This window comes from Alcanivorax sp. HI0083 (genome assembly GCF_001635175.1).
Map to the genome: position 1 here is coordinate 1 of NZ_LWFX01000975.1, position 5,142 is coordinate 5,142.

Sequence of the window (5,142 nt, forward strand, 5' to 3'; positions counted from 1 at the left end):
TCATTTTCGGCGACGTGGCGACTGCCGTGATTCTGGAACGCAAGGAAGATGCAACATCTGGCAATCAATGGGAAATTCTGGGTACGCGCCTGCAAACCAAGTTTTCCAACAACATCCGTAATAACTTTGGCTTCCTGAATCGGGCTGATGAGCGTGGCGTGGGCGCCCGTGACAAGCTGTTTCGTCAGGAGGGGCGCAAGGTGTTCAAGGAAGTTTGCCCCATGGTGGCTGAACAGATCAGCTCGCACCTGGCCGATACCCAGGTGCCGGTGGAGTCTGTCAGTCGCATGTGGCTGCACCAGGCCAACCTGAGCATGAATGAACTGATTTCCAAACGGGTGCTCGGGCGCCCTGCGACCCGTGAGGAAGCCCCGGTTATTCTGGATGCATACGCCAACACCAGTTCAGCCGGCTCCATGATCGCATTCCACAAGTACAATGAAGACCTGCCCGTGGACACCAAAGGCGTTATCTGCTCTTTCGGTGCCGGTTATTCCATTGGCAGCGTTATTGTGAACCGCATCAAATAATCACTGATGCGTTCACCTGCTCTTCACAAGGCCGCATTCTGCGGCCTTTTTTGGTTTTTTTGGCCTGTAGTCGTAACGTTTACCTCACGCGCGCATCTCTATATTGTCTGTGTCAGGTGCTCTTGATTTGAGCGGGTGCCTGAGCCGGTAAAACGGCTTCGGACATGACATTCAATAATGTACACCCTCAATAAAGTAAGTATGGAGACTTAACATGGCTAAGCTGACAAAACTGAACCCCCTGGCTGCTACCGTTGGTGCAGCTGTTGTAGCTTCCGCTCTTTCTGCGCCGGTTGCACAGGCGGCTGAAAACCCGTTCGCTGCTTCTGATCTGAATGCCGGTTATCAGCTGGCTGCCCACGCGGAAGGCAAGTGTGGTGAAGGTAAATGTGGCGAAGACAAGAAAGGCGAAGGCAGCTGTGGTGAAAAAGGCGCCGAAGGTAAATGTGGTGAAGACAAGAAGGGCGAAGGCAAGTGTGGTGAAGGCAAATGCGGCGGTGACGCATAAGGACGCCTGACCATGAAAACTGAGACACCAGTGTCCGGAGTGGGCCTGGGTCTTCGGCGGGCCCTTATGGGCCCGCTTTCACAGGCCCATGATTCCGCGCCTGACAGTATCCCTTTCGATTTTATGGAAGTGGCGCCAGAGAACTGGATTCCCATGGGCGGCCGTCTGGGTAAAGAGTTTCGGGCCTTTACCGAGCGCTATCCTTTTGTGACTCACGGGCTGAGTCTGTCACTGGGTGGGCCAGAACCGCTGGACTTCGAATTATTAAAATCGGTGAAGTCGTTCCTCAAGGAACACAACATTCGCCGGTACACAGAACACCTGAGCTACTGTAGCGATCACGGTCACCTGTATGACCTAATGCCGATTCCCTTCACCGAAGAGGCGGTGCATTACGTGGCGGATCGTATTCGTCAGGTGCAGGACTTTCTGGAACAACCCATCGGTATTGAACACGTTAGCTACTATGCTCGGTTGGGGAATGCGGCGCCCGATTCACAGATGTCGGAAATCGACTTTGTGAATGCGGTATTGCAGGAAGCTGACTGCGAACTGCTGCTGGATGTGAATAATGCCTATGTGAACGGTATTAATCATGGCTATGACCCCTACGATTTTATTTCCGCCTTGCCCGGTGATCGCATTTGCTATTTGCACATCGCAGGCCATTTTGATGAAGCGGAAGATCTGAAAGTGGATACCCACGGCAGCGATGTGATCGACCCGGTGTGGGCATTACTGGACCATGCCTATCAGACGTTTGGTTCACTGCCGACATTGCTGGAACGGGACTTCAATATTCCGGATAACGAAACCCTGTTTGCTGAACTCCGAAAGATAAGTGACTACCAGCAGCTTTATCCGGGGGTGGCGCTCAAGGCACCGGACACACATAAGTCTGCGCAATCATGAAAGGCACAGATTTTCAGGCCCTGCAGCGCGAATTTGCCGCGCATTTGCGCAACCCGGACACCCATCCTGCACCAGCAGGTATTGAAGAGCGGCGTCTGGATATCTACCGTAATCTTTTTTTCAATAACGTGAATGGCTTTCTTCGCCAGGGCTTTCCTGTATTGCACAGTCTGCTGGATAGTGATCGCTGGCAGCGACTGGCCCGGACTTTCTTTGAGCATCACGCCAGCCAGACGCCTTATTTTCTGGAAATACCCCAGGAATTTGTCAGCTTCCTGGCCAGTGGCCAGGGCAGCGAGCCAGGCGATCCCCCTTTTATGCTGGAGCTGGCGCATTACGAGTGGATGGAACTGGTGCTGGATGCGTCCACAGAGACTTTCCCGGAAACCGGCTTTCACCCGGAAGGGGATCTGTTGCGTGCGATTCCCGAGCTCAGCCCCCTGCATGAAATATTGAGCTACCACTTTCCTGTCCACAAAATCTGCACCGAATTTCAGCCTCAGGAAGCCCTTGAGCAACCCGTCTGGTTGCTGGTGTACCGTGACCGGGACGACTGCGTGCGCTTTATGGAAATCAACGCGCCGACGGCCAGGTTGTTGCAGTTGATTGGCGAACACCCAAAGGATAGCGGTAAAGCGGTGGTGGGGCGTCTCGCCGAGGAAATGCAGTTTGCGGACGTGGCAGCACTGGAAACTTTTTCTCGCGATATCCTGCAACAAATGCGTGAGCGGGACATCCTTATTGGAACCTCACTGAGTCGCCTGTAAGGATCCTGACGATGACCACGCTACAGTCTTTTTTTCACCGCTGTCATGCGGCGTTGAATCACACCCGTATTGCGGATTTCCTTGCGCCTCTGGCGCTTCGTTTGTTTCTGGCTCCGGTCATGTTCAGTGCGGGATATAACAAGGCCATGAGCTTTGAGAGTACGGTGACCTGGTTTGGCAATACAGAATGGGGGCTGGGCTTGCCTTTTCCTGCTTTACTGGCCTTTCTGGCGGCGGCCACTGAGCTGGTTGGCGGTGTGTTGCTGCTACTGGGCCTTTTCACCCGCTATATCAGCATCCCGTTGATGTTCACCATGGTGGTCGCCATTGGCTCCGTGCACTGGGAAAACGGCTGGTTTGCCATCGCGCCGGGCAACCCGGCAACCAGTATGGCCGCGCCGCTGGCCGAGGTCGGGTTTCCGGGGGCCGCGGACAGTTTGCAGAACAGTGAGGCAGTGGGCGAGCGCCTGGGCCGGGCGCGGGCCATTCTGCGCGAGCACGGCCAGTACGACTGGCTTACCGGTAAAGGCAATTTCGTGGTGCTGAATAATGCCATCGAATTTGCCGTTACTTACCTGATTATGCTGTTGGTGCTGTTCTTCTCCGGGGCAGGGCGCTTCGTTAGCCTGGACTACTGGATTGCCCGTCGTTGCTGGGCTCAAGGCAGATCGAATGTGTAAAACCTGTGCGGGTTGGGTAACGGTTTGCCGGTGGCCCTGTTCGTAGGGGCCGGGGCGTCGCTATAATGCGGCGTCCATTACTGTCCGGGGTGCCCGTGCGTTATCTATTGCTGAGCTTGCTGTTATGTCTGCCATTCGCCGTTCAGGCGGAAGAGGACTGGGGGGATGCGTCCACGGCATTTGATTCCCCGGACGGCAAACCCAAGTACGAAGACCCCTGGGAAGATATCAATCGCAAGATTTTTGCTTTCAACGAAGCGCTGGACAAATACGGCCTGAAGCCCGTTGCCAAGGGGTATGACAAGGTCACGCCACAGTGGATGAACGACACCATCACCCGGTTCTATGAAAACCTGCGTGATTTTCGCAGCGGGCTGAATAGTGTCCTGCAGTGGCGCTGGGGGCATGTGGGCCAAAACTGGGGCCGGTTTGCCGTCAATACCACGCTAGGCATTGGTGGCTTGTTTGATGTGGCCAGCAAGGTGGATCTGGAGAAGCGCAATACTGACCTGGGCCTGACGTTTGCCCGCTGGGGTGTGCCGGAAGGCCCGTTCATGATGCTGCCGTTCTTTGGGCCATCCACAGGGCGGGATGCTGCGGCTATCCTGCCGGAAGACTACATGCGCCTGCGTCACTATATCCCCCATGACCTGACCCGCCACAGTTTTACCGCCGTGTATGTGGTCGACTTGCGGGCTGACTTGCTGGATCTGGAACGCAATATCGTTGGCGACCGCTATACCTTCCTGCGTAATGCCTATCTGCAACGCCGTCGCTTTGAAAGCGGTGACCGGCCGTCGTTGCGTTTTCCCGAGATTGAAGCGCGGGATTCGGAACTCGATGACGAGTACGAAGACGATGGCTGGTGAAGAGAGAGTTGGCAGTTGATAGTGGACAGTTGACAGCTACGCGCGCAGGGTTTTCTGTTTCCCCATTTTATGAGGCCGCGTCCATAGCAGGGGCACGGCCTCATCGCTTTAAAGTAAAGACGAAATCCAGATCGCGAGCTGTCAGCGCTCAACTGTCAATTTTCAACTGCTTTTAGTTTGGCGCGGATGTAGTCGCCGTGGGAGACGTAGAGCAGGTCGCTGACTCGACGAATCAGGTGTTCTTCGTGCACATCGGCCTTGCCGTCGGCGGCCGCCATGGCCCACATCTCCTCAATCAGCGTGACGCGCTGCTCCGGCCCCCAGTGCTCGCGTAGCGGCAGGGTGAACTCGAACAGGTCGGTGGCCTGATCCACCCGGCTTTCCAGCTCGGCTACGATATCCTGCATTTCCTGGGCATCCAGCTGCCAGTGTTGCTCCACGGCAGCGATCAGGCGTTGGGTTTCTGCCTGATCCACCGTGCCATCGGTGCGGGCTACCTCGAACAGCAGGGCAGCAGCAGCACGATGCAGATCGTGTTCAGAGTATTGTGGTGCTTCGCTTTCAGGACGAAACAGTCTATTCAGCCAGTTCAAATAACACCCTCGTCAATCAGTAAGGTTTCCAGTGCCTGCTGATCCTTGGCAAAGCGGCGAATACCATCGGCGAGCAAGTCGCTGGCCATGGCATCATCGTTGAGCTGCCAACGGAATGCGGCTTCGTTCACCGGTGTCCAGTCGTCTTGCGGGGCCACCAGTTCAGGGTCCAGTACCCGGGTAAGACCGCCGTTATCGCCAGCCAGTTCCTCAAGCAGCGCCGGGCTGAGGGTGAGCTTGTCGCAGCCGGCCAGCGCTTCGATTTGCCCGGCGTTGCGAAAGC

At 55.7% G+C, this 5,142-nt stretch carries 8 protein-coding genes; 6 read left to right on the plus strand and 2 right to left on the minus strand.

The annotated features are described in order from the left end of the window. From A3754_RS11505 to A3754_RS11530, 6 genes are all read left to right on the plus strand, one after another. The coding region (locus tag A3754_RS11505) for a 3-oxoacyl-[acyl-carrier-protein] synthase III C-terminal domain-containing protein (RefSeq protein WP_304439831.1) at positions 1-530 on the plus strand (530 nt) is incomplete at its 5' end. Positions 531-744: 214 nt separating this feature from the next. After that, positions 745-1,038, plus strand: coding sequence for a hypothetical protein (locus tag A3754_RS11510; RefSeq protein ID WP_063519801.1), 294 nt, complete (start codon positions 745-747; stop codon positions 1,036-1,038). A gap of 12 nt (positions 1,039-1,050) precedes the next feature. After that, a complete protein-coding gene (locus tag A3754_RS11515) occupies positions 1,051-1,950 on the plus strand; it encodes a DUF692 domain-containing protein (RefSeq protein ID WP_063519802.1) in 900 nt (299 codons plus the stop codon). Further along, complete coding sequence (locus tag A3754_RS11520) at positions 1,947-2,717, plus strand: DUF2063 domain-containing protein (protein WP_063519803.1); 771 nt, start codon at positions 1,947-1,949, stop codon at positions 2,715-2,717. The genes A3754_RS11515 and A3754_RS11520 overlap by 4 nt, the downstream gene beginning before the upstream one ends. 11 nt (positions 2,718-2,728) lie before the next feature. After that, a complete protein-coding gene (locus A3754_RS11525; protein ID WP_063519804.1) occupies positions 2,729-3,397 on the plus strand; it encodes a DoxX family protein in 669 nt (222 codons plus the stop codon). Between the two features lie 65 nt (positions 3,398-3,462). Then, the gene (locus A3754_RS11530; RefSeq protein ID WP_063519805.1) at positions 3,463-4,266 is read left to right on the plus strand and encodes a VacJ family lipoprotein; all 804 of its coding nucleotides are present in this window, start codon (positions 3,463-3,465) and stop codon (positions 4,264-4,266) included. A 155-nt stretch (positions 4,267-4,421) separates the two neighbouring features. Here the strand turns inward: A3754_RS11530 and A3754_RS11535 are convergent, their stop codons facing one another. Next, positions 4,422-4,859 carry a TerB family tellurite resistance protein gene (locus A3754_RS11535; protein WP_063519806.1) on the minus strand — a complete coding sequence of 146 codons (438 nt, stop codon included), beginning with the start codon at positions 4,857-4,859 and terminating at the stop codon, positions 4,422-4,424. After that, a partial coding sequence (locus A3754_RS11540) for a transaldolase family protein (RefSeq protein ID WP_304439832.1) occupies positions 4,856-5,142 on the minus strand: 287 nt, incomplete at its 5' end. The genes A3754_RS11535 and A3754_RS11540, both read right to left, overlap by 4 nt.

What these genes read in the sequence shown, in the direction of transcription:
- A3754_RS11520 (WP_063519803.1), top strand. Translation starts at nt 1,947, where the DNA reads ATGAAAGGCACAGATTTTCAGGCCCTGCAGCGCGAATTTGCCGCGCAT.
- A3754_RS11530 (WP_063519805.1), top strand. Translation starts at nt 3,463, where the DNA reads ATGCGGCGTCCATTACTGTCCGGGGTGCCCGTGCGTTATCTATTGCTG.
- A3754_RS11510 (WP_063519801.1), top strand. Translation starts at nt 745, where the DNA reads ATGGCTAAGCTGACAAAACTGAACCCCCTGGCTGCTACCGTTGGTGCA.
- A3754_RS11515 (WP_063519802.1), top strand. Translation starts at nt 1,051, where the DNA reads ATGAAAACTGAGACACCAGTGTCCGGAGTGGGCCTGGGTCTTCGGCGG.
- A3754_RS11525 (WP_063519804.1), top strand. Translation starts at nt 2,729, where the DNA reads ATGACCACGCTACAGTCTTTTTTTCACCGCTGTCATGCGGCGTTGAAT.